This window comes from Nonomuraea dietziae (assembly GCF_014195505.1).
GTDB lineage: Bacteria > Actinomycetota > Actinomycetes > Streptosporangiales > Streptosporangiaceae > Nonomuraea > Nonomuraea roseola.
Genome location: NZ_JACIBV010000001.1, coordinates 2,510,898 through 2,533,480, shown reverse-complemented (window position 1 = coordinate 2,533,480; position 22,583 = coordinate 2,510,898). Strand labels below are relative to the sequence as shown.

At 72.0% G+C, this 22,583-nt stretch carries 18 protein-coding genes; 6 read left to right on the top strand and 12 right to left on the bottom strand.

Annotated elements, in window-relative coordinates:
* The first annotated feature begins 32 nt into the window (after positions 1-32).
* On the top strand, positions 33-1,571 hold the full coding sequence (locus FHR33_RS12215; RefSeq protein ID WP_183660028.1) for an FAD-binding oxidoreductase: 1,539 nt from the start codon (positions 33-35) through the stop codon (positions 1,569-1,571).
* Here the strand turns inward: FHR33_RS12215 and FHR33_RS12210 are convergent.
* Complete coding sequence (locus tag FHR33_RS12210) at positions 1,540-1,923, bottom strand: hypothetical protein (RefSeq protein ID WP_183646176.1); 384 nt, start codon at positions 1,921-1,923, stop codon at positions 1,540-1,542. The genes FHR33_RS12215 and FHR33_RS12210 overlap by 32 nt on opposite strands.
* Before the next feature lie 100 nt (positions 1,924-2,023).
* Here FHR33_RS12210 and FHR33_RS12205 point away from each other — a divergent pair, with 100 nt between their 5' ends.
* Positions 2,024-3,511, top strand: a complete 1,488-nt coding sequence (locus FHR33_RS12205; RefSeq protein ID WP_246451790.1) for a metallophosphoesterase family protein — start codon at positions 2,024-2,026, stop codon at positions 3,509-3,511.
* A gap of 235 nt (positions 3,512-3,746) precedes the next feature.
* Complete coding sequence (locus FHR33_RS12200) at positions 3,747-5,345, top strand: bifunctional 3'-5' exonuclease/DNA polymerase (RefSeq protein WP_312895491.1); 1,599 nt, start codon at positions 3,747-3,749, stop codon at positions 5,343-5,345.
* Positions 5,346-5,664: 319 nt separating this feature from the next.
* Here FHR33_RS12200 and FHR33_RS12195 read toward each other — a convergent pair whose 3' ends face one another.
* The 6 genes from FHR33_RS12195 to FHR33_RS12170 all read right to left on the bottom strand — a co-directional run bounded on the left by FHR33_RS12195 (position 5,665) and on the right by FHR33_RS12170 (position 14,003).
* Entirely contained in the window at positions 5,665-6,930 is a 1,266-nt protein-coding gene (locus FHR33_RS12195) for an MFS transporter (protein ID WP_312895490.1), read from the bottom strand.
* 197 nt (positions 6,931-7,127) lie between these two features.
* Positions 7,128-7,943 carry an MOSC domain-containing protein gene (locus FHR33_RS12190; protein ID WP_183646170.1) on the bottom strand — a complete coding sequence of 272 codons (816 nt, stop codon included), beginning with the start codon at positions 7,941-7,943 and terminating at the stop codon, positions 7,128-7,130.
* 31 nt (positions 7,944-7,974) lie between these two features.
* On the bottom strand, positions 7,975-10,212 hold the full coding sequence (locus tag FHR33_RS50140; RefSeq protein WP_312895489.1) for a serine/threonine-protein kinase: 2,238 nt from the start codon (positions 10,210-10,212) through the stop codon (positions 7,975-7,977).
* A 205-nt stretch (positions 10,213-10,417) separates the two neighbouring features.
* A complete protein-coding gene (locus FHR33_RS12180; RefSeq protein ID WP_183646168.1) occupies positions 10,418-11,797 on the bottom strand; it encodes a YlbE family protein in 1,380 nt (459 codons plus the stop codon).
* Positions 11,794-13,143, bottom strand: coding sequence for an AllF/FdrA family protein (locus tag FHR33_RS12175; RefSeq protein WP_183646166.1), 1,350 nt, complete (start codon positions 13,141-13,143; stop codon positions 11,794-11,796). Before FHR33_RS12175 ends, FHR33_RS12180 begins: the two co-directional genes overlap by 4 nt.
* Positions 13,140-14,003, bottom strand: a complete 864-nt coding sequence (locus FHR33_RS12170) for an oxamate carbamoyltransferase subunit AllH family protein (protein WP_183646165.1) — start codon at positions 14,001-14,003, stop codon at positions 13,140-13,142. The genes FHR33_RS12175 and FHR33_RS12170 overlap by 4 nt, the downstream gene beginning before the upstream one ends.
* Before the next feature lie 110 nt (positions 14,004-14,113).
* Between FHR33_RS12170 and FHR33_RS12165 the strand changes: the two genes are divergently transcribed.
* The 3 genes from FHR33_RS12165 to FHR33_RS12155 all read left to right on the top strand — a co-directional run bounded on the left by FHR33_RS12165 (position 14,114) and on the right by FHR33_RS12155 (position 17,306).
* Positions 14,114-15,694 carry a PucR family transcriptional regulator gene (locus FHR33_RS12165; protein WP_183646164.1) on the top strand — a complete coding sequence of 527 codons (1,581 nt, stop codon included), beginning with the start codon at positions 14,114-14,116 and terminating at the stop codon, positions 15,692-15,694.
* Positions 15,695-15,704: 10 nt separating this feature from the next.
* The gene (locus FHR33_RS12160; RefSeq protein WP_183646163.1) at positions 15,705-15,914 is read left to right on the top strand and encodes an RNA-binding S4 domain-containing protein; all 210 of its coding nucleotides are present in this window, start codon (positions 15,705-15,707) and stop codon (positions 15,912-15,914) included.
* A gap of 81 nt (positions 15,915-15,995) precedes the next feature.
* The gene (locus FHR33_RS12155; RefSeq protein ID WP_183646162.1) at positions 15,996-17,306 is read left to right on the top strand and encodes a uracil-xanthine permease family protein; all 1,311 of its coding nucleotides are present in this window, start codon (positions 15,996-15,998) and stop codon (positions 17,304-17,306) included.
* A gap of 240 nt (positions 17,307-17,546) precedes the next feature.
* Here FHR33_RS12155 and FHR33_RS12150 read toward each other — a convergent pair whose 3' ends face one another.
* From FHR33_RS12150 to FHR33_RS12130, 5 genes are read right to left on the bottom strand one after another with little or no spacing between them, the layout of a single operon-like run.
* Entirely contained in the window at positions 17,547-19,025 is a 1,479-nt protein-coding gene (locus FHR33_RS12150; RefSeq protein ID WP_183646161.1) for an acyl-CoA synthetase, read from the bottom strand.
* Between the two features lie 17 nt (positions 19,026-19,042).
* Positions 19,043-20,353 carry an MFS transporter gene (locus FHR33_RS12145; protein ID WP_183646159.1) on the bottom strand — a complete coding sequence of 437 codons (1,311 nt, stop codon included), beginning with the start codon at positions 20,351-20,353 and terminating at the stop codon, positions 19,043-19,045.
* A 13-nt stretch (positions 20,354-20,366) separates the two neighbouring features.
* Positions 20,367-20,825 (bottom strand): MaoC family dehydratase, encoded by a 459-nt coding sequence (locus FHR33_RS12140; protein ID WP_183646157.1) that lies wholly within the window; start codon positions 20,823-20,825, stop codon positions 20,367-20,369.
* Positions 20,822-21,685 (bottom strand): amidohydrolase family protein, encoded by an 864-nt coding sequence (locus FHR33_RS12135; RefSeq protein ID WP_183646156.1) that lies wholly within the window; start codon positions 21,683-21,685, stop codon positions 20,822-20,824. Before FHR33_RS12135 ends, FHR33_RS12140 begins: the two co-directional genes overlap by 4 nt.
* Complete coding sequence (locus FHR33_RS12130) at positions 21,682-22,554, bottom strand: SDR family oxidoreductase (protein WP_183646155.1); 873 nt, start codon at positions 22,552-22,554, stop codon at positions 21,682-21,684. The genes FHR33_RS12135 and FHR33_RS12130 overlap by 4 nt, the downstream gene beginning before the upstream one ends.
* Between the last annotated feature and the right edge of the window lie 29 nt (positions 22,555-22,583).

The window sequence follows — 22,583 nt, the reverse complement described above, 5'->3', positions numbered from 1 at the left end:
ATGTCACAGTGTAAGGCGTGGAGAACGAACCGATGCTGTGGAGCGGCTGGGGCGACCCCGCCAAGGCCCGTGAGCTGCCCGACCAGATCCGCACGCTCCTGCGTGACCTCATGGGCGTGGGCGAGCCGGTCGAGGCGGTGGCGCTCGAGGAGGTGCGGCTCCCTCGGCCGACGCTCTCCCCTGCGGCGCTGGTCGAGCTGGCCGCGGTGGTCGGCGCGGCGCACGTGCGCACCGACCACGAGAGCAGGGTCAGGCACACGAGGGGCAAGTCCACGCCCGACCTCATGCGCATGCGCGAGGGCGACGCCTCCGACGCGCCGGACGCGGTCGTGCTCCCCGCCGGCCACGAGGAGGTGCTGCGCGTGCTGGAGGTGTGCTCCGCGCACCGGGTGGCCGTCGTGCCGTTCGGCGGTGGCACCTCGGTCGTCGGCGGGCTCGTCGCCGGCCAGGGCGTCGTCGCGCTCGACCTGGGCAGGCTCGACCGCCTGGTCTCCGTCGACACCGAGTCGATGGTCGCCGAGCTCGAGCCGGGCCTGCGCGCCCCCGACGCCGAGCGGCTGCTGGCCGAGCACGGGCTGACGCTGGGCCACTTCCCCCAGTCCTACGAGTACGCCACGCTCGGCGGGTTCGCCGCCGCCCGCTCCAGCGGCCAGGCCTCGGCCGGTTACGGACGCTTCGACGACATGGTGGTCGGGCTGACCGTCGCCACCCCGAGCGGCGCGCTCGACCTCGGCAGGGCGCCCAAGTCCGCGGCGGGGCCCGACCTGCGCCAGCTGGTCCTCGGCTCCGAGGGCGCCTTCGGCGTCATCACCTCCCTGCGCCTGCGGGTGCGCAGACGGCCGTCCGCGACGGTCTACGAGGGCTGGCGGTTCGAGACGTTCCAGGCGGGATCGGCGGCGATGCGCAGACTCGCCCAGGAAGGGGTGCTGCCTGCCGTCCTGCGCCTGTCGGACGAGACCGAGACGATGATCGGACTGGCCAGGCCCGAGGCCATCGGCTCGGGCGACTCCGGCTGCCTGCTGATCGCCGGGCACGAGAAGGACCGTGGGGCGGCCGCCGCCGTCCTCGCCGAGCAGGGCGGCGCCCACCTCGGCGCCGAGCCTGGCCGGGCCTGGGAGCACGGCAGGTTCGCCGCGCCGTACCTGCGCGACTCCCTGCTCGCGGCAGGCGCCACCGTCGAGACGCTGGAGACGGCGGGTTTCTGGTCGAACCTGCCCAGGCTGTACGACGCGGTGCGCCTCACCCTGCACGCCGAACTCGGCTCACCCCTGGTCATGTGCCACATCTCGCACGTCTACGAGACCGGGGCCTCGCTGTACTTCACCGTGGTGACCAATCAGGGTCTGCCCGAGTGGGAGCGCGCCAAGCGGGCCGTCAACGAGGCCATCGTGACCGCGGGCGGCACGATCTCGCACCACCACGGTGTCGGCAGGGACCACAGCCAGGCCTACGCCGAGGAGATCGGGCCGCTCGGCGTGGAGATCCTGCGCGCGGTCAAGCAACGGCTCGACCCCCAGGGGATCATGAACCCCGGCGTGCTCATTGCTTGTCCGCCTCCCTCAGCAGGTTGAGGGCCTCGTCCTTGCGGTGGAGAGCGGTCAGCACGTCGGCCACGCAGTGCAACGTCATGGCCAGCGGCGCCCCGCCGAGCCCTCTGGCCAGACCCAGCGACTCCTCGGCCATCGGCAGCGCCCGCGCGGGGTCGCCGCGCGCCAGCCGCAGCCTCGCGCCCTCGCGTAGCGCCCTGACCAGCAGGCCCGTGTGCGCGACCGGATCGCGGGCCGCCAGCCCCCTGGCGCCCGCTATCGCTCTTTCGACGTTCCTCACCGCTCGCCCGCCGAACCGCCGCTGCGTCGCGGCATAGGCGAGCAGCCCCTCGACGGCGTCGGCACTCAGCCCATCCCCTGAACCGTTGCGGGCCATCCCAGCCCCCCGCACGATCGACAACCGCTTGCTTGGGGGATGAAGGCTACCGCACGTGGTCACTCGATGACAGGCCCAGTGATCGGGTAAAGATATGGTCATGGTCGAAGTCGCCGCAGAGCGTGGAAAGCGGTCCTCCTCCCGCACCTCCGAGGAGGGCGCGGGCTGGCGATGCCAGCAGATCGGGTCGTACAAGGGCCTTCGGCCCAACACCGACACCTTCTCCTGGTTCCATCCGCGCACGCTCTGGCGCTCACGCAACGAGATCCTCGCCGGCCTGTTCGGCGATCCCTCGGGCGAGGTACGGCGGCGCTGGGTCGAGGCGCAGCGGGCGCGCGGCGTCGACGGCGACTTCAGGATCAGGCCAGGCGTGGGCAAGAGCTTCAGCTTCCTGCTCTTAGGCGATCCGGGAGAGGGCGACGACTCCCAGTACGCGGTCGTGCCGGGCATGCTGCACGTGGGCGCGGACACCTCGTTCGCGGTGATCGCCAGCGACGTGGTCTACCCGACGGGGGCGGGCAACGAGTACTGCGACAAGTTCTTCAGGCCCTACAAGGACTACCAGGCCCCCGTCTACGCCATTCCCGGCAACCACGACTGGTACGACGGGCTCGGCGGGTTCATGCGCGTCTTCTGCGACGCGCCGCCGCTCAAGCCCCGCCCTGACAGGGGGCTGCGCGCGCTGCTGTGGCGCAAGTCGGAGCGGATCGACGAGCAGGCGCTCGCCGAGGCGCGCAAGCTGCGCGGCGCCCCCTCCCAGCAGGCGGTGCAGCCCGCCCCCTACTGGGCCATCGAGAGCGAGAGCCTGCTGATCGTGGGCGTCGACACCGGCATCAAGGGGGCCATCGACGCCGAGCAGACCGCGTGGCTGCGCCGTACCTCGCTCGACCCCCGGCCGAAGATCCTCATCACCGGCAAGCCGATCTACACGCGCGACGTCCACAAGCCCTCGGCCCTGGAGGGCGGGGGCACCATCGACGACATCGTCCGCGACCCCGCGCACCGCTACGTCGCGGCGATCGGCGGTGACGTGCACAACTACCAGCGCTACCCGGTCAGGGTGGGCGACAGGGTGATCCAGTACATCGTCTCGGGCGGGGCGGGGGCCTTCATGCACGCCACGCACACGATCGGCAGGGTCGGCGTCGCCGGGGTGCACGAGGACGACTTCAAGTGCTACCCGCTGCGCGGCGACTCGCTGTCGTTCTACAGCCAGCTCTACGCCAAGCGCCTGCGCATGCGGTGGCTCTTCCTCACCCCCGCCGAGGCGGCCTGCATCATGGCCGACCGGATCAAGAACACGCCGGTCAGGCAGATCGACCCGGCCGTCACGATCACCCGAAGGATGAGGTGGGCCGCGCGTGTGCTGGGCGCGTGGCCGATGCCGTTCAGGCTGCCGGTCGGCAGCGTCTTCCACCGCTACCTGTCGGAGCTGTCGGACTGGGACACCCCGCCGTTCTTCAAGAGCTTCCTGCACCTGGAGGTGACACCCTCGCAGCTGACCATCCGCTGCTTCGCGGCGACCGGCTGCCTCCCGCAGGAGCTCGACCCGCCGCTGGAGGACGAGGTGTCGATCTCCCTTCTCTGACGCGGGCGCCACCGGGGTTCCCCGCGGGCACCGTCGGGTTCCCTGGTGCGGCCGCCACCGGATTCCCTGGCGCGGGCGCCACAGGGTTCTCCAGCGCGGGCGCCGTCGGGTTTTCCGGCGCGGGCTCACCGGCTTCTCCGGCGCGGGCCGACCGGGTGCTCCGGCGCGGGCCGACCGGGTGCTCCGGCGCGGGCCCGCCGGGGAAATGTCGGTAAGGCCTGGCAGGCTGGAAGGCGTGTACGTCGCGCTGACCTCCGACCCCTCAGGGGGCGGCTCCCTTCTCCCCGTCGGGGGCGAGCTCCGCAGGGTCGACGACCTCGTGCGCGCCGTCCGCGAGATGGAGGAGGACAGGCCGCGCTGGGTCTTCGCCGACGCGCGCCACCTCTACCCCGGCCTGCTGGCAGCGGGCGTGCGGGTGTCGCGCTGCCACGACCTGGCCCTCACCGAGGGGCTGCTGCTGGCCCATGAGGGTCGCTACGGCGAGGCGCGCTCGGCCGAGGCCGCCCACGCCAGGCTGCACGGGCTGCCGGTGCCCGACGACGAGGGCGCCGGCCCCGCCGCGCGGCAGGACACGCTGTTCGAGCCCGAACGGGCCGAGCTCGGCGCCGACGCGCTGGCCGAGGTGCTGCGCGACCAGCTCGCCAGGATCGAGGCGCTGCCCGACCCCGGCAGGTTCAGGCTGCTGGTGGCCGCCGAGTCGGCAGGGGCGCTGGTGGCGGCCGAGATGGGCCACGACGGCATGCCGTGGCGCAGAGACATTCACGACGAGCTGCTCACCGAGCTGCTCGGCCCGAGGCCCGTGCACGGCATGCGGCCGGCCAAGCTCCAGGCGCTCGCCGACCAGGTGACGGCCGCCTTCGGCCACCCCGTCAACCCCGACTCCGTGCAGCAGCTGGTCAAGGCGTTCAAGGGGGCGGGGGTGGCGCTGAAGACGACCAGGTCCGGTGAGCTCAAGCAGATCGAGCACCCCGCCGTCGGGCCGCTGCTGGCCTACAAGGAGCTGGCCAGGCTCTACAGCTTCCACGGCTGGGCGTGGGCCGACCAGTGGGTGCGCGAGGGCAGGTTCAGGGCCGAGTACGTCGTGGGCGGCGTCGTGTCGGGGCGGTGGGCCACCAGCGGAGGAGGCGCGCTGCAGATCCACAAGATGATGCGCAGGGTGGTGGTGGCCGACGAGGGCTGGGCGCTGATCGTCGCCGACGCGGCGCAACTGGAGCCCAGGGTGCTCGCCGCCATGGCGGGGGACCGCGGCCTGGCCAGGGCGGCGGGCGAGATCGACCTCTACTCCGCGCTGGCCAAGGCGTTCGGGGGCGAGCGCGACCACGCCAAGATCGCGATGCTGTCGGCGATGTACGGCGGCACCAGCGGCGACGCGCCCAAGCTGCTGGCCGTGATGCGCGAGCGCTTCCCTCTGGCCTACCGCTTCGTGGAGGACGCGGCCAAGGCGGGGGAGGAGGGCAAGCTCGTCAGGTCGTGGCTGGGCCGCACCAGCCCGCCGCCCTCCCAGCGGTGGAAGGACCTCGTCGCGGGGCCCGACGGCGCCAGGGCGGCGCGCGACAGGGGGCGCTTCACCCGCAACTTCGTCGTCCAGGCCACGGCCGCCGAGTGGGCGCTCGCGCTGCTGGCCGTGCTGAGGGGGCTCCTGCCCGAACCCGCGCGGCTGGTGTTCTTCCAGCACGACGAGGTGATGGTGCACTGCCCGCTGGAGCAGGCCGAGCAGGTGACCGCGGCGATCGCCACCGCCGCGGCCGAGGCGAGCAGGCTGCTGTTCGGCGCGACACCCGTGCGCTTCCCAATGGAGGCCGTCACGGTCTCGTGCTACGCCGACGCCAAGTGACCGCCGCGCCCGCGGTTCCCGCCGGACGTTTCCAGACCGCGCCTCCGGCGCTCTGACCAGAGAGGGCCGTGCTCCGGGACGGCGACCCCTGATTGCCGGGCAACGCAGGGCGCCGGTGGAGAGCTCTGGTCACCGGGGAGGGTCTTGCGCAGGACGGCGGCGGGGGTTCAGCTTCACCCGGGAGCCTAGGTGGCTGGGGTGGGGATGGGGCTCATCCAGGAGAGGTGCGCGAGGGGGCGGGAGCTGTGGTCACTGGGGAGGGGTCTGCGACGGGGCGGCGGCGGTTCGGCTTCACCCGGGAGCGTAGGCGGATGGGGTGCTACGCGGGAGTGCTCGTCGAGGGGCGGGCCAGGGCGAGCCACAGGCCGGTGGCCGTGACCATGACGCCGACCACGAGGCCGAGCACGCCGTACGACAGCGCTCCCACGATCGCGCCCGCGATGATGGTGCCGGTGGCGCCGCAGATGTTCATGAGCAGGTCCGACAGGCCCTGCACGGCGGGGCGGCGCTCGATCGCCACCGCCTCCGACAGCATCGCCGAGCCCGCCACCAGGCCGCACGACCAGCCGATGCCCAGCAGCGTCAGGCCGGCCGTGATCTGCCAGACACGGTCGCCCGCCGTACCCGCCAGCGCCGCCGACGCCACCAGCAGCGCCATGCCGAGCACCAGTACCGGCACCTTGCCGACCTTGTCGGCCAGCCACCCGACCACCGGCGACAGCACGTACATGCCGGCGATGTGCAGGCTCAGCACCAGGCCGATGACCTTGAGTTCCGCCCCCTCGTGACGCAGGTGGACAGGGGTCATCGACATCACCGACACCATCGCGGTGTGACTGACCGCGATGGCCAGCAGCGCGGCGCGGGCGGCGGGGGTGGCGCGCAGGGTGCCCCACGCGTCCTTGATCGTCTTCGACCTGCCCCCGGTGGCGCCGGCCGTCCCGGTGAGCTGCCTGGCGAGCTTGAGCGGGTCGGGGCGCAGCCCCGCCACGACGATGAGCAGCGCCACCGCGAAGGCCAGCGCGGCGAAGGCGAAGGGGCCCGCCGTCGGCGCCAGGCCCATGCTCATGCCGAGCCGGTCGGCGGGGTCGGCCAGGTTGGGGCCCGCGACGGAGCCGATCGTCGCCGCCCACACCACCAGGGACAGGTGCCTGCCGGCGTGGCCGGGAGGCGAGAGGTCGGTGGCTGAGTAGCGCGCGGCCAGGTTGCCCGCGCTGCCGCCGCCCACCAGCACCAGTCCGGCCAGCAGCAGCGGCCACGAGGCGATGCTGATGGCCAGTACCGAGATCACACATCCGGTCAGCGCGGCGACGTAGGCCAGGCCGAGCCCGGCCCTCCTGCCGTCCTTGCCCGCCGCCTTGGCCGCGGGCAGGGCGAGCAGCGCCGCGCCGAGCACGGTGGCCGTTCCGGCGAGGCCGCTGATGGCCTCGGACCCGGACAGGTCGAAGACGACCAGCGAGCTGAGTGCCAGGCCCACCGCCACCCCGACGCCGCCGGTGATCTGCGCGGCGGACAGGACGGCGAGGGTGCGGCGCTGCACCCGTTCGACGGATGGCGATCCTGGTTTGGCAGGGGCGGTGGTCACCGGTGAAGTGTCGCATAGCCCCTGACATCCGCCCAAAGGGGACTGCGGGCCTGGGGTGGGTGGCGAGGGTTTGACCGCCCAAAGGTGACTGGGGGTCTGGGGGTGGCGGAGGAGGCCGACCGTCCGTAGGTGACTGCGACCTCGGGGTGGGTCGGGAGGGGGGTGACCGGCCGCAGGGGACTCTGAGCCCAGGGTGGTCAGGAGGGGACGACGGGGTCGCCGATCCTGATCACGCCGGTCCCGTCGGGGATGAGGTTGACGGCGAACAGCAGCTGCTTGTCGATCCTGCGGTACTTGGCGAGCGTGCGCAGCGGCTCCTTGCCCTTCTCCAGGGTGTCGGGGTCGATCGTGGTGAGCACGCACCTGTCGCACGGCTTGGTCACGCGGAAGTCCACCTCGCCGATGCGCACGCGCTTCCATCCGTCCTCGGCGAACGGCTCCTCCACGCCCGAGACCACCACGTTCGGGCGGAACCTGCGCATCGGCAGCGGCGCGGGCACCTCCTCTCCCCGCTCGACCGCCGTCTCGGCGATCCAGTCGTTGAGCCGGTCGAGGGAGGTGGTGGAGGCGAGCAGCACGGGATAGCCGTCGGCGAGCGACACCCGGTCCTGCGGCGTGCCGTGCTTGGGGTTGACGGGACGGCGAGTCGGGTCGTCCAGCCACACCAGACGCACCGAGCGGCCGAGCAGGGCCGAAAGCCAGTCCGCCGCTTCGTCGCCGCAGTCGGTGAGCTTCACCTCCGTGCGCCACACGCGCACCTCGGTCAACAGGGCCGTCGGCGTCACCCTGAGAGGCTCGCGGTGCGGGCCCGTGAGGGTGAGCGTGCCGCCGGACACCTCGGCCCTGCAGGTCAGCAGCCGAGGCTCCTCCCTGGCGGTCAGCATCTGGCCTTCGGGGGTGGCCACCAGGTATCGGCGGTCGTCCTTCAGTCCCCAGGGCTCGACCTCAGCCTCGGGGACGTCGTGACCCATCGTGGACTTGACCGGATAGAAATGGACGCTCGCCAGTTTCATGGCGGCGACGGTACCCCATGTCCCCCTGAGGCTAGGAAGCGGGGCTGAAGGTGTTCAGGAACACCTCGCGGGTCTTGGCCTGGTCGTCCCACTGGAGCTGAGGCGCGACGAAAGTGATCGTGAAGGCGCTCTGTCCCGTCAGCGTGACGTGCCTGGTCAGGGCCTGCATGGGCACGCCGTTCGACTGGGTGTACTGGTACTCCCAGTCGGCCGCCTTCCACCCGCGGTACTTCGCCTCCTGCAGCTGCACCCGGAGGTAGCCCTCGACGCCGCCGTTGGCCTCCCTTCCGGTGAGTTCGGCGAGCCCGCCGTCGTTCTGCGGGGTCGCGGGCTCCACCGTGATCTTCATGCCGGAGTCCTTGGGCCCGTCGAAGACGGCCTTGTCGGCGGAGGAGCTCAGCTTCCACGCCGAGGGAACCGCGGCGGAGAAGCCGTCGGGGGCGTGCTCCTTGAACCCCTCGGGCACCGTCACGGCCGCCAGCGGCACGGGGACGGGGGCAGAGGAGGCGGCCGGTGAGGCGCTGGGCGAGGCCGCCACGCCGGGCTCGGACGAGGGGCCGCCCGAGGAGATGATCAAGATCGCGGCCGTCAGCACGCCGACGGCCGCGACGGCGGTCACCACCAGGCGCGGGGTCGGGCGGCCCTCGTGCAGCCAGCCGTCGCCGCCGCCCGAGCTCCTCCTGCGGCCCCTGGCCGAGCGGTCCTCTCTGTCGCGGGTGGTCGCGCGGGTCGTCTCTCCCGAGGTCGGCGACCACGGAGACTGCGCGGAGGGGCCCGTGCGCACGCTGTCGGTCAGCGGCAGGATCGGCTGCGGCTGCGGCTGCGGTACGGGCGAGGCGGGGGGTCCCACGCGTCCCTGCGAGCTCTCGAGGGAGCCCGCCTGCGGGGGAGCGCCGTGCGGGCCCGAGGGCGAGCGGAGGGCGTCATAACCGCTGGGCAGCCGGTGGCCGTGAGGGTCGGAGGCGCTGCGCAGGGCGTCGTAACCATGCGCTCCCGTGGGGCCGCCCGCAGGACCGCCCATCGAGCCGCCGAACGGACCGCCCACCGGACCGCCCGCCGGGCCTCCCACCGGACCGCCCGGCGGGCCTCCCACCGGGCTGCCCGCCGGGGCGCCCGTGGGGTTGCCGGTCGGGCCGCCCATGGGGCGGGCCGCGGGGCTGACCGTGGGGTATCCGCCCGAGGAGCTGCCGAAGGCGTCGAAACCGGTAGAGGGCGCGGAGAGCATGTCGGTGCGGTGCGCGCCCGAAGGGCTCTCCACCCCCGCGTACGGCTCGGCGTGCGCACCCGAAGGGCTGTTCAGCGGGTCGTACGGCACCCGCACCGGCCCCGAAGGCGTCTCCACGATCCGCGAGGGCAGCGGCCCCGACGGTGGATCGAGCGGCGGCAGCAGATGCATCGGCGTGGAGTCCGCGGGCGTCGGGATGGGCCCCGCCGATCGCGCCGAGGTGGAGCCGTGGCTGCGCAGCACCCGCTCCATCAGCTCGGCCACCTGGGCGGCGTTCATCCGCTCGGCGGGGTTCTTGCGCAGCAGCCCCTCGATGACCGGCAGCAGGGCCCCCGCCCGCTGCGGCTTGATCGGCTCCTGCGTCAGCACCGCGCCGAGTACCGCGATCGCGTCGGGCCCCTCGTAGGGCGGCCTGCCCTCGACGGCGGCGTAGAGCGTCGCGCCGAACGACCACAGGTCGGCGGCCTGCGTGAGGGGCTGCCCCGACAGCCGCTCGGGCGGGACGTAGGCGGGCGAGCCCATGAGCAGCCCGGTCTGCGTGATCGTGACATCGCCCTCGATCGCGGCGATGCCGAAGTCGGTGAGGACCACCCGGTCGGCGGTCAGCAGGACGTTGCCGGGCTTCACGTCACGGTGCAGGATTCCGGCCGCGTGGGCGTGCCTGAGCGCGTCGAGCACCCTGACGCCGATCTCGGCGGCCTGGATGACGGGCAGCGGGCCGCTCTGCCGTATGGCCTGCTCCAGCGACCAGGCCCTGACCAGCTCCATCACGATCCACGGCCGCCCGTCCTCCTCGACCACGTCGTGGACGGTGACGATCCCAGGGTGGCCGAGCCGCGCGGCCGAGCGGGCCTCGCGCATCATGCGCCGGTGGGCCACCTGCAGGCCCGCGTGGTCGAGCCCGTAGGGAAGGATCAGCTCCTTCACCGCCACGGGCCTGTCGAGCAACACGTCGTGGGCATGCCAGACCATGCCCATGCCGCCCCTGCCCACAGGGGACAGCAGCTTGTACCTGCGGCCGATCAGACGACCCTGACTCTCCACGCCCCCCGGCGCACCGGTTCCCTCGGTGGGAACCTTTCCGAGCAAGCGGTCCGACATCTCCCGCCCCCCATTCCCAACGCAAATTGCGAGGTTCGACACGATATAGGCATGCCATTAGTAAACGGAAGTCGAAGAATGATCAACCTAAGTCAACGGAAGGTAATCTTCAGGGTGAGCTGCGGCAACGCGGAAAATGCCAAAGAGATCACTTATCGAATGCGAGCGCGTTCAACGCGGCAATGAACGCCTCGGCGGGCGGGCTCACCAGTCCCGCGCCCACCTGGCCCGTGCCCGCGACCCTGCCCGCGATGCCGGTGTTGACCACGGGAAGCAGACCGGTCCGCGCGACGAGCGCGACGTCGATTCCGACGGGTGTGCCGCGGAAGCCGAGCCCGGGGATCTGGTAGGCGGGGTGCTCGGCGAGCGTGATCTCGTACATCGAGCGGGTGGCGGTGATCGCGTCGCCGACCTCGCCACCGACGAACTTCACGATCGCCGGAGCGGCGGCCATGGCGAAGCCGCCCAGGCCGGAGGTCTCGGTGATGGTGGAGTCACCGATGTCGGGGTTGGCGTCGGCGGGGCCGTACGCGCCGAGGTAGAGCCCGTCGGGGACGCCCGCGGGCCCGGTGAACCAGCGGTCGCCCAGACCGGACAGCTGCACGCCGAAGTCGGTGCCGTTGCGGGCCATGGCCACGACCAGCGACGATCCGGGCACGCCGCGGGCGGCGTCGGTGCTGACCTTGGCCGCCGCCATGGCCGGGTTGAGGAAGAAGTGGTCGTTGCCTCCCGCGAAGCGCAGCACCTGGGCCGCGTGCGCGGGAGCGGCCTCCACCAGGGCGGGGGCGAGCTCGCGCAGGAACAGCGAGGTGGCCGCCCTGTTGCGGTTGTGCAGCTCGTCGCCCATCTGGAGGGCCTGGGCGATCAACCCGCGCAGGTCGATCGGTCCGGTGACCCGCAGCGCGTCACGCAGCGAGGGGCCGAGCACCGAGCCCATCCAGCGCAGCCGCTCGAGCACCTCGGGGCCGTAGGCGCCGTAGCGCAGCACCTTGCCCAGGCCCTCGTTGAGCGAGCAGTAGGCGGTGCCGCCATGCTCGGCGTCGCGCACCTCGAACATCCACATGGACGGGCTCACCACCCCGGCCATCGGACCGACCGCGCCGTGGTGATGGCAGGGGTCGAGCCGCACCCGGCCCCCTGCGAGCAGGCGCCGCGCCTCCTCCTCCGTGGCGGCCATGTCCTCCAGCAGCACCGCGCCGATGAGCGCGCCGCGCATCGGGCCGGAGGCCCGCTCCCAGGTGATCGGCGGCCCGGCGTGCAGGAAGGTGCCCCTTTCCAGGCCGAGCGCGTCGGCGGCCGGCCGTACGCCGACCAGCTGCGGCCTGGCCGACAGCAGGCGGCCCACGGCCAGTTCGTTGGCCGCGCTCCTGCGCGGGTCGGCCAGCACGCGCGCCAGCGCGGCGGCGGTGCCCCGCAGCGGTGGCCGCCACTCGACAGGGGTCCTCGGTACGGCCTGCGCGTCCAGCGCCTCACCGAGCAGGTCGGCGCCGACGGTGATGACGTGCGGATCGGCGGGCAGAAGGGTCACCGTGCGCTCCCTGCGGCGTGGCGGGCTGCCTGGGCGTTGGAGGTGAAGACCGACGCGCCCGCCTGGTGAAGCGCCTCGGCCTGCCGGCGCAGGCCCTGCGGGTCGCCCTCGGTGCCGACCAGCGCGATGACGACCTGGACGTCCCCGCGCGTGGCCGCCTCGATCGCAGGGGCCAGGCGCAGCGCGGGGTCGGGGTCGGCGCCGTGCCCGAGCACCACGTCCATCAGCGCCACCTCTCCTGGCTCCAGCTTCGCCAGCGCCTCGAGCCTGAGCGTCGCGTCGATCATCGGATGCGCCCTGCCCCTGGTGAAGACGTCGTCGCCGTAGTCGACGAACCCGCCAGGCGTGATGAGAGAGGCCTCGGTGCACAGCGTGCCGCCGGAGTACAGGCCCCTGACCGATCCCTTCGCGACCGGCCTGCTCCACGAGAGCCAGTCGGGCACGGGACGGCCGAGCCGGTCGAGGACCTGCGCCGTGGCCGAGGTCAGGTCGCCGTCGGAGGTGCCGAGCAGCGCGGTGACCACCGGCGTGCGCAGCTTGTCCACCACCTCGCGCACGGCGCCTGCCACCTCGGGCGCGGGCGGCTTGGAGATCAGCACGATCAGCTCGGTCGCGGGATCCTCGTCGAGGAGGCGCAGCGCCCGCATCGCCGACACCCCGCCCACCTGCTCCGACAGGTCCCTGCTCCCGACCCCGAGCACCTGGCTGACGCCTACCCCCGCCAGATCGAGCAGCGAGGTCACCTGCTGGGCCCCCGTGCCCGAGGCGGCCACCACGCCGACGGGCCCGGGGCGCAGCACGTTCGCGAAGCCGAGCCCCGCCCCGCCGATCACCGCGGTGCCGCAGTCGGGGCCCATGACCAGTCCGCCGCGCTCCTCGGCCAGCCGTTTGAGGAGCACCTCCTGCTCCACGGGAACGTTGTCACTGAAGATCATCACGGGCAGGCCCGCCTCGACGGCGTCGAGCGCCTCCCCGAAGGCGTGCTCGCCGGGCACCGACACCAGCACCAGGTTCCCCTCGCCGAGCCTGGCGGCCGAGCGCGTCGTGCGAGGAGGAAAGCCCGCGCTCTCCGTGGCGACCGAACGGCTCGACAGCTCTCCCAGCAGGCGCTCGAGCTCGCCCGTCGCGGCCGTCACGTCCTCGGCCCTCAGCGCCACCAGCAGCTCCGAGGGCTCGGCGGGCGGGATCTCGAAGCCCAGGTCCCTGGCCAGATCGAGGTTGAGCGGCGTGGCCATCGCGACGACCGCCACCTCCACGCCCTGCAGCGCCGACAGAGCCTGGCTGACCCGCATCAGGCTCACCGAGTCGTGGTAGACGCCCTGCACCACCTTCACCAGCGAGTTCATGGACGGGCTCCCAAAGCGAGCACGGAGTCCAGGCCGATCCTGACCCCTTGGGCGAGATCCGCGCCTGAGGTGTGGCCGAGCTGGAGCAGCCGTCTCAGCGCGGGCTCGAGCGCCTGCTGCCCCGTGATGCCGCGAAGAACCGCGCTCACCTCGGGGCTGGCCTCACCCCTGGCCGCGCAGTGCAGGAGCGTCGCCGAGATCGGGGTGGTACGGGTGCCGGCGTCGAAGGTGACGGCGGCGGCCAGCCAGTCGGCCAGCCACACCGCGCGCTCGACCTTCGCTGCCGAGCCCAGGTGACGCAGCGCCACCAGCAGGCCCGCGAGCACGTCGTCGCCGCTGGGCGTGAGGCCGGGACCCAGCCCCACCAGCTGCTCGGCGGCGGTCACGGCCCTCAGCAGCGAGCCCGCCGCGCAGCCCGAGGCCAGCAGGGTGATCGCGGCGTTGCCCTCGAGACCCGGGCGTCTGGTGGTCTGGGGCGACAGGGCCGAGGTGGCCTGCGCCAGCCGTACGAGATCGACGGAGGGCAGCGCGGGCGAGGGATCCCACCAGCGGCGCGCCTTCACCCTGTAGCGTCCGAGCTCGATCACCCCGTCGCCGACGGCTGCCTCGTCGCCCACGCTGACGTGCGGCAGCTCGCCGGCCAGCAGCACGGAGTTGGGCAGCCTCGTCGCCTCCCCGGTGATCAAGGCGATCACCGAGGGCTCCAGCTCGGTCCGCACCTCGAGGTACACGCCCATGGACACGGCGGCCAGCACCCTGGCGGGCGCCCTGGCCGACTCGAGCACCGGGCGCACGGCCGAGCTCGCGGCCCCGGTGAGGTGGGTCAGCGGGTGAACCCTTCTCTGCGTGCCGAGCGTCATGGTCCCGACGGTAGAGCGGGCCCTCACCCCTCCGTACGGAGAAATGTGCCAACAGTCGGTCAAAAGGTTGGCTCTTCCTGACACACGCCTTCATCGGTCACAATCGCTTCATGGAGCCCCCCGTCCGCCTGGCGAGCACCGGAACGATCATCCATGGCGTCTCCGTGGGCGAGGTGCTCGGCGTCTCCACGCTCGCAGAGGCGCGGCTGATCGCCGGGAGGTCCGGTCTCGACCGGATCGTCCAGCGGCTCAACGTGATGGAGGTTCCCGACATCCTCGCCTGGGTCAAGCCGCACGAGCTGCTGCTGACCACCGGTTATCCGCTGCGCAACACCCCCCAGTCGCTCGACCGCCTGGTCGCCGACCTCGACGAACGCGGCCTGGCCGCGCTCGCCATCAAGCTCGGCCGCTACGTCGACGAGCTGCCCGACGAGATGGTCGCCCAGGCCGACAGGCTCGGCTTCCCGCTGATCCTGCTGCCCAACAACGTCGGCTTCGACGACATCCTCAACCAGGTGCTGACCGACATCCTCAACAGGCAGGCCGCCGTGCTGGTCCGCGCCGAGGAGGCGCACCGCGCGCTGGTGCAGGTGGTGCTGGCCGGCGGTGGGCTCGGCGAGGTCACCGCCGAGGTCGCGGGCCTGCTCGACGTGGCCGTGGCGGCCATCGACGGGGCGGGCAGGACGCTGGCCGCCGCGGGCCCGCCCGAGCACGTCGCCGCCCTGCGCCAGCCGGCCGGTACGGCAGGCCGCGCCGGCGACTTCACCTCGGTCCCCATCGTGGCGGGGGGACACCACCACGGCAGGATCGTCGCGCACAGCCCCTCGGGGGTCATCCACGACAGCGACGTCGGCATCCTGGAGCGCGCGGCGACCGTCGCCGCCCTCGTCATCACCAGGCAGGACGCGGTCAACGCGGTCGAGAGCAAGTACCGCGCCGACTTCCTGCGCGACGTCCTGACCGGCAGGGCGGGCACGGGCGAGCGCGTCGCCAACAGGTCGAGGGCCTTCGGCTGGGACCTGGAGCGCCCGGTCACCGTCCTGGTGGCCGAGCTCGACCCCGAGGGCGACGAGCGGACCGCCCAGGACAGGCTCGTCACCTCGTGGACGGCGGCCGTGCGCCGCCACGACCAGCGCGGCGCGGTCGCCGGCTTCTCCCACGAGGTCGTCGCCGTCGTCGACGCCTCGGCCGACAGCGCCAAGGTGGCCCGTGACGCCGCCTCCGCCTTCGCCGACGCGATCTCCTCCGGCACCTTCTCCACCGGGACCAGCCGGACCTGCCCCGGCGCCGATTCCCTGCCCGAGGCCTACGGCCAGGCGCTGAAGGCGGCGCGCGTGGGCCGCCAGCTGCACGGGCCCGGCGCCGTCGCCCACTTCGACCAGCTCGGCGTCTACCGGCTGCTGTCGCTGGTCAACGACACCGCCGAGTTACACGCCTTCGTCCGCGAGACGCTGGGACCGCTCGCCGCGGACGACGACACCGAGAACGCCGACCTGCGCAGGACGCTGCAGGTGCTGCTGGAGACCAACCTGAACGTCGCCGAGACCGCGCGCAGGCTGCACTTCCACTACAACACCCTGCGCTACAGGATCGGCAAGCTGGAGCGGCTGCTCGGCAACTTCACCGAGGACCCCCACCTGCGGCTCAACCTGACCCTGGCCCTGCACGTGCTGCGCATGCGCGGCATCTAGGCTGTGGTGCGTGGACCTGGACTTCGAACTCAACTCTGACTTCATCCCGCTGTGCGACCTGCTGAAGTACTGCGGCGTCACCGAGACGGGCGGGATGGCCAAGCACCTCATCGCCGAGGGCATGGTGCTGGTGGACGGCGAGGTCGAGCTCCGCAAGACCTGCAAGATCAGGTCTGGCGCCGTGGTCAGCGGCGACGGCTTCACCATTCACGTGACCTGACGACCGGGCGTGTCCTCCTGACCTCTAAGGTTCTCTCCGACATCAATCAGGAGACGTAACCGCAGGTTGGGAAGTGGTGTGATGGCGCTGGGCTGGAAGGTGCACGGCGACGGGAGGAAGCTCTCGCCGGGCGAGGTGGTCAAGCCCGACGAGCGGCTGTCGTGGCCGCGCATGGTGGGCTTCGGCGCCCAGCACGTGATCGCGATGTTCGGCGCGACGTTCGTCTTCCCTCTGGTGATGGGTCTGGACGCCAACCTCGCGGTGATGATGTCGGGCGTGGCGACGATCATCTTCCTGTTGATCGTCAAGGGGAGGATCCCCAGCTACGTCGGCTCGAGCGCCTCGTTCGTGGGCGCCGTGGTCGCGATCAGGGCGGCGGGCGGCGGCGACGGCACCGTCACGGGCGCCCTGCTGGCGGTCGGGGTGGTGCTCGGCCTCGCGGGACTGGCGATCCACCTGCTGGGCGTGCGGATCATCCACAGGGTCTTCCCGCCGATCGTCACCGGCGGGGTCGTCATGCTGATCGGCTTCGGCATGGCCTACGTGGCGGCCGACGTCTACTGGCCGCAGGACCCGTGGGTGGCGCTCATCACGATGGTGGCGACCTTCGTCTTCATCGGCGTCTTCCGCGGCTTCCTCGGCAGGATCGGCGTGTTGCTCGGTCTGGTCTTCGGGTTCGCGCTGTCGTGGCTGTGGGACAGGACGGGCGGGATGATCACCGCGCCCGGCGGCGACGGAAAGGTCACCGAGCACTTCAGGGTGAACTTCGACGCGGTGGCCCAGGCCGACTGGATCGGCCTGCCGACCCTGCACGGGCCCGTCTTCGAGGTGTCGGCGATCGTGCTGGTGCTGCCCGTGGTGATCGCGCTGATCGCCGAGAACGTCGGGCACGTCAAGGCGGTCGGCGAGATGACGGGCGCGGACGTCGACGCCTACATGGGGCGGGCGGTCATGGCCGACGGCGTGGGCACCGTGGTGTCGACGGCGGTGGGCGGGCCCGCGACGACCACCTACGCGGAGAACATCGGCGTCATGGCGGCGACGCGCGTCTACTCCACGGCGGCGTACTACGTGGCGGCGGTGATCGCGATCCTGTTCGGGCTGTGCCCGAAGTTCGGCGCGCTGGTGGCGGCGACGCCGGGCGGGGTGCTGGGCGGGGTGACCACGATCCTCTACGGCATGATCGGCCTGCTGGGGGCGAAGATCTGGATCGAGAACAGGGTCGATCTGAACGACCCGGTCAACCTGGTGCCGGTGGGCGCGGGGATCATCTGCGCGATCGGGCCCGTGGCCTTTCCCATGACGGGGACGTTCGCGCTGAGCGGGATCGCGCTGGGGACCATCGTGCTGCTGGCCGGCTACCACGGGCTGCGCGCCCTTCACCGGGACTGACGGTCCTTCAGCGGAACGCCCGCGGTCTCCCCGCTCCGTCACCTTCGCGTACGGCCGGGAGGACGGCGGGCGTTCTGCTGAAGGGCAGGGGTGGGGCGGCGGCGGGCGTTCTGTTGAAAGGAGGTGCGTGGCGGGAGGACGGCGGGTGTTCTGCTGAACGGGCGGCGGCGGGGCGTTCTGTCGGGAGCGGGGGGTGTGGGGTGGGGTGATGGCGAGCGTTCGTTCGGCTCGGGGAGGCCGTCAGGGTGCCGGGTGGTCGCGGAGGGCGGGTTTGTGGATCTTGCCGGAGCCTGTTCTCGGCAGGTCGTCCACCATCTCGAAATAGCGTGGGATCTTGTACTTGGCCAGCCGTCGCAGGAGAAAGCCGCGCAGCTCGTCCTCTGTGACGTCCGCGCCCTGGCGGCGGACGACGAACGCGCGGCCGACCTCGCCCCAGGTCGCGTCCCGCACCCCGACCACGGCGACCTCGGCCACCGCAGGATGCTCGAACATCACCGCCTCGACCTCGGCCGGGTAGACGTTCTCCCCGCCGGAGATGTACATGTCCTTGACCCTGTCGACGATGTGGAGGTGCCCCTCCTCGTCGATCCTGGCGATGTCGCCCGTATGGAACCAGCCGTCCTCGGAGAAGGCCGCCGCCGTCGCCTCAGGGTCGCGCCAGTAGCCGGGCGTGACGTTGGGCCCCTGGACGAGCACCTCGCCGACCACGGCGTCGGCGAGGTCGGGACCGGCCACCCGCACGTTGGCGAAGAAGACGGGGACGCCCGCCGAGCCGACCTTCCTGGCGCTCTGACTCGCCTCGAGGAAGGTGGCCCCCGGCGCCGTCTCGGTGAGCCCGTACCCCTGGCAGAACACCAGCCCCCGCTCCTGGTAGGTGTGGATCAGCGGGGCGGGGATCGCCGCTCCTCCGCCCATGAGGTGGCGCAGCGAGGACAGGTCGGCGCCGGCCCACCGCGGTGAGCGGGCGAGGGCGGCGAACATCGTGGTGACGCCGAACATCCAGGTGATGCCGTGCTTCTCGATGAGGTCGTAGCAGTCCTCCACGTCCCACGAGGGCATGATCACCGAGCGGCCACCCTTGACGAAGGTCGGCAGCAGCGTCTGGTTCAGCGCCGCAACGTGGAAGAGCGGCGCGCTGATCAGCGTCACCTCGTCGCCTGTCACATCGACGCCGACCATGACGTTGAAGGTGTTCCACACGAGGTTGGCGTGGGTGAGCATCGCCCCCTTGGGGCGGCCCGTCGTGCCCGAGGTGTAGAGGATGAGGGCGACGTCGTCGAGCGTCACCGGCACGTCGAGCGGCGTGGCCTCGCCCTGCGACAGCCAGGGCTCGAGCTCCTCGAGCGAGAGCGAGAGCGTGAGCGGGGCCGAGGCGGCGGGCGGCGCGCACTCCGGCGCGTGGACCAGGACGCTCGCGCCCGAGTGGTCCAGCATGTAGGCGATCTCGGGGGGCGCGAGCCTGAAGTTCAGCGGGACGAAGATGGCGCCCAGCAGGTGCGTGGCGAACATCGTCTCGGCGAAGGCGGGGTGGTTGGGGCCGAGGTAGGCGACCCGGTCCCCTGCTCTCACCCCTGCCTCGCGCAGCCGCGAGGCCAGCCTGGCGCTCCGTTCGTGGACCTCGGCGTAGGTGAGGCGCCGGTCCCCGAACACGAAGGCGGTACGGCCCGGCGTCATCCGGGCCCGCCGGGCCGGCCACCCGCCCACTCCTGCGTTCCTCATGGTTGAGCGACCTCCGGTCAGGAAGAGGGAGCCGGGCCCGAGGTCAGATCCTCGCGGCTGGTCTCCTTGAGCGCCAGGGTGCACAGCACCGTCAGCAGGCAGAATCCGGCGATGACCGAGGAGATCACGACCGTCCCCCCGCCACCCGTGGCGGCCTGGATCTGGGCGAAGAGCAGGGGAGCGAGGCCGGCGCCGAGGCCGGCGACCTGGTAGCCGAGCGAGGCGCCGGTGTATCGGCTGCGGGTGCTGAAGAGTTCGGCGTACAGCGCGGCGAGCGGGCCGTACATCATCGGGTGGATCACCGACTGGCCGAGCACGAGTGCGAGGACGAGCAGGCCCACACTGCCCGTGTTCGTCAGGGGGAAGAGCGCGAAGGCGAACGCGGCCATGATCACCGCACCGGTGAGCACGACGGGGCGCCGCCCGACCCGGTCCGACAGTGCGGACCAGCCGACGATGCCGAGGACGGCCAGAGCGGAGGACAGGGTCAGGCCGTTCAGGATGTCCTGGCGCGCGTAACCGGCCTGCACGCCGTACGCGATGAGGAAGGTGGTCAGCGTCCCCTGGGCGACGAAGGCGGACAGGCCGACGCCCACCGCGAGCAGGAGCGTCCTGGGTTGGTTGCGCAAGACGTCGCCCAGCGGGGTGCGCACGGCCTGGTCCCTGGCGGCCTCGAACACCGGGGTCTCCTCCACCCGCAGGCGGACGAACAGGCCGACGGCGAGCAGCACGACGCTGATGAGGAAGGGGACGCGCCAGCCCCATGCCAGGAACGCCTCGTCGCCCACGAGGGCCGCGGTGCCGCCCAGCGCCGCGGTCGAGAGCACCATGCCGAACGGCGCTCCCGCGTTGGTGAAGCTGGCCCACAGGCCTCTGCGCCTGGTGGCGTGCTCGGCGGACATGAGCACCGCCCCGCCCCACTCGCCGCCGACCGCGATGCCCTGCAGGATCCGCAGTACGACGAGCGCGACCGGCGCCAGGGCGCCGATCTGGGCGTACGTCGGGAGCAGTCCGATGAGGAAGCTGGCCGCGCCCATGAGGATCATGGTCAGGACCAGCATCTGCCTGCGTCCGAGCCGGTCGCCGAAGTGGCCGAAGACGACGCCTCCGAGCGGCCTGGCGAGGTAGCCGGTGGCGAAGGTCCCGAAGCTGGCCAGCGTCGCGGTGAGCGGGCTGAGGTTGGAGAAGAACACCTTGCTGAACACGACCGCGGAGGCCGTGGCGTACAGCAGGAAGTCGTAGTACTCGATGACGCTGCCGAGGAAGCTCGACGCGACCGCGCGGCGCAGCTGGACGGGGCTGGAGGTCAAGGCGGGCGGGTTCGGCATGGGAGGGGTGTCCTCACGTGTAGTAGCGATAGATCGCCCTGGCCACGCAGGCGGGCTTGGCGGAGCCGTCGATCTCGACGGCGAAGTCGAGCAGCATCTGCACGCAGTCGTCGGCCACCTCGCTGACGGACGCGACCGTGCCCGCGAGGCGGATCTTGGAGCCCACCCGCACAGGACTGGGGAAGCGGACCTTCTCCAGCCCGTAGTTGACGCCCATCGCCACCCCCTGGACGTCGAGCAGTTCGTTGAACAGCGGGATGATCAGGGACAGCGTCAGGTAGCCATGGGCGATCGTGCCCCCGAACGGCCCGCCCTTCGCCCTGTCCTCGTCGACGTGGATCCACTGGTGGTCGCCGGTGGCGTCGGCGAAGGTGTTCACCCTGTCCTGGGCGACCTCGAGCCAGCCGCTGCGGCCGAGGTCCCTTCCCTCCAGCGCCCTGATCTCCTCGAACCCGCTCACCGTCACGGTCATGGCTTGAGTCCGAGCAGATGTGCGGCGTTGTCCTTGAGGATCATGGGTCGTACCTCCGGTTTGATCTCGAGCTCGTCGAAGTCGGCGAGCCAGCGGTCAGGGGTGATCACCGGGTAGTCGGAGCCGAAGAGCACCTTCTCCTTCAGCAGCGTGTTCGCGTACCGCACGAGCTGGGGAGGGAAGTACTTCGGCGACCATCCGGACAGGTCGATGTAGACGTACGGCTTGTGGGTGGCCACCGCGAGCGCCTCGTCCTGCCAGGGGAACGACGGATGGGCCAGGATGATCCGCAGCTCGGGGAAGTCGACGGCGACGTCGTCGACCAGCATCGGGTCGGCGTGCTTGAGCCGGATCCCGCCGCCTCCGGGCACTCCCGCGCCGATGCCGGTCTGTCCGGTGTGGAACAGCGCGATCGCGCCCAGCTCCTCGATGACCTCGTACAGGGGGTAGGCCATCGGGTCGTTGGGCGAGAAGTCCTGGAGCGCGGGGTGGAACTTGAAGCCGCGCACGCCGTACTCCTCAACGAGCCTGCGCGCCTCGCGGACGCCCGCCCTGCCCTTCCACGGGTCCACGCTGGCGAAGGGGATGAGCGTGTCGGCGTGCTCGGCGCAGCTCTCGGCCACCTCCTCGTTGGCGATGCGGGGGTGGCCGGTGGCGTGCTCGGCGTCCACGGTGAACACGACCGCGGCCATCCCGCGCTCGCGGTAGTAGGCGGCCATCTCGGGAATGGTCGGCCGCGCGTGCCCCTTGAAGTACTCCTTCGACGCGCCGAACAGCTCGGGGCTGAGCGAGCCGTGGCCGTCCCTGGACACCTCGGCGTGCGTGTGGACGTCGATCGCGACGAGCTCGGCGACGTTCATCGGGGACCGCCGTAGGTCTCGGGGTCGGCGCCGACGCCCTCGGCCCAGGAGGCGGCAATGGCGTCGGCGCTCCACCCGCCGTCGGCGAGGGCCACGGCCTTCTCCCTTGGGTGCGACCACAGCGCGAGCCGGTCGCCGCCGATGCCGATGGCCTGTCCCGTCACCCCCGCGGAGGCGTCGGAGGCCAGGAAGACGACGAGCGGCGCGACGTCGTGCACGGTGCCGAAGCCCTCGTCCTTGCGCAGGGAGTCGGGGTAGGGCTCCACCAGCTCGGCGAAGGCGGGGATGGCCCTGGTCATCTCGGTGGCCGCCACCGGCACGACGGCGTTCACGGTGACGTTCGCCCTGGCCAGCTCCATGGCCCAGGTGCGCGCCATCGCGACGATGCCCGCCTTCGCGGCGGCGTAGTTGGTCTGGCCGACGTTGCCCCGCTGGCCGGCCGGCGAGGAGACCAGGATCAGGCGGCCGCCGTCGCCCTGCTCGCGCATGCACACGGCCGCCGCGCGGGCGCAGGTGAACGTGCCGCGCAGGTGGACGTCGATCACCGCGTCGAAGTCCTCGTCGGACATCTTCCACAGGACCCTGTCGCGCAGGATGCCCGCGTTGGCGACCATCACGTCGAGCCGGCCGAACTCCTTGACCGCGGTGGTGACCAGCCGCTCGGCCATCTCGGAGCCGCCGACGGGACCGGCGGCGACGGCCGCCCTGCCGCCGTCGCCGGTGATGGCTCGGGCGACCTCGGCGGCGGTCTCGGCGTCCACGTCGTTGACGACCACGGCCGCGCCGGCGGCGGCGAGCGCTTCGGCGTAGGCGCGGCCGAGACCACGACCCGCGCCCGTGACGACGGCTACTTTCCCGGAGAGATTCACCTCTCGAAAGTAAGGCGATTTTTCGACGC

What these genes read in the sequence shown, in the direction of transcription:
- FHR33_RS12215 (WP_183660028.1), top strand. Translation starts at nt 33, where the DNA reads ATGCTGTGGAGCGGCTGGGGCGACCCCGCCAAGGCCCGTGAGCTGCCC.
- FHR33_RS12210 (WP_183646176.1), bottom strand. Translation starts at nt 1,923, where the DNA reads ATGGCCCGCAACGGTTCAGGGGATGGGCTGAGTGCCGACGCCGTCGAG.
- FHR33_RS12205 (WP_246451790.1), top strand. Translation starts at nt 2,024, where the DNA reads ATGGTCGAAGTCGCCGCAGAGCGTGGAAAGCGGTCCTCCTCCCGCACC.
- FHR33_RS12190 (WP_183646170.1), bottom strand. Translation starts at nt 7,943, where the DNA reads ATGAAACTGGCGAGCGTCCATTTCTATCCGGTCAAGTCCACGATGGGT.
- FHR33_RS12175 (WP_183646166.1), bottom strand. Translation starts at nt 13,143, where the DNA reads ATGAACTCGCTGGTGAAGGTGGTGCAGGGCGTCTACCACGACTCGGTG.
- FHR33_RS12170 (WP_183646165.1), bottom strand. Translation starts at nt 14,003, where the DNA reads ATGACGCTCGGCACGCAGAGAAGGGTTCACCCGCTGACCCACCTCACC.
- FHR33_RS12165 (WP_183646164.1), top strand. Translation starts at nt 14,114, where the DNA reads ATGGAGCCCCCCGTCCGCCTGGCGAGCACCGGAACGATCATCCATGGC.
- FHR33_RS12155 (WP_183646162.1), top strand. Translation starts at nt 15,996, where the DNA reads ATGGCGCTGGGCTGGAAGGTGCACGGCGACGGGAGGAAGCTCTCGCCG.
- FHR33_RS12150 (WP_183646161.1), bottom strand. Translation starts at nt 19,025, where the DNA reads ATGAGGAACGCAGGAGTGGGCGGGTGGCCGGCCCGGCGGGCCCGGATG.
- FHR33_RS12145 (WP_183646159.1), bottom strand. Translation starts at nt 20,353, where the DNA reads ATGCCGAACCCGCCCGCCTTGACCTCCAGCCCCGTCCAGCTGCGCCGC.
- FHR33_RS12140 (WP_183646157.1), bottom strand. Translation starts at nt 20,825, where the DNA reads ATGACCGTGACGGTGAGCGGGTTCGAGGAGATCAGGGCGCTGGAGGGA.
- FHR33_RS12135 (WP_183646156.1), bottom strand. Translation starts at nt 21,685, where the DNA reads ATGAACGTCGCCGAGCTCGTCGCGATCGACGTCCACACGCACGCCGAG.